The following is a 450-nucleotide window of genomic DNA, read 5'->3' on the forward strand; positions in this document are numbered from 1 at the left end:
TCGCTTTCATCTACGTGACTCTCACACTCTTTGGTTGGCCTTCCCATGCCATTCGATTAGCAACTTAAGTCCTAAAAGCGGTCCATACCCCGGAAGGATTTCTCCTTCCGGTTTGCCCTCTTCCGCGTTCGCTCGCCACTACTAACGGAATCTCGTTTGATGTCTCTTCCTCGCCCTACTTAGATGTTTCAGTTCAGGCGGTTCCCCTCCTGCACCTATGGATTCAGTGCAGGATAACGAAGTATGAGCTTCGTTGAGTTTCCTCATTCAGAAATCTCCGGATCAAAGGATGTTTGCTCCTCCCCGAAGCTTATCGCAGCTTACCACGTCTTTCATCGGCTCCCAGTGCCAAGGCATTCTCCTTGCGCCCTTTGTAGCTTGACCGTTGTTTATCTCTCGATAAACATATCTTATTTCAGATTCTCCATTTGCCAACGAGATTTTACCATT

The 450-nt window shown here is 48.0% G+C and carries 1 rRNA gene; it reads right to left on the minus strand.

The features are described from left to right. Positions 1–384: ribosomal RNA gene (locus NE623_RS14475) — 23S ribosomal RNA — on the minus strand; the annotation flags it as partial. Positions 385–450 lie beyond the last annotated feature (66 nt).

The sequence above is a fragment of the Gemmiger formicilis genome (genome assembly GCF_024462815.1).
GTDB lineage: Bacteria > Bacillota > Clostridia > Oscillospirales > Ruminococcaceae > Gemmiger.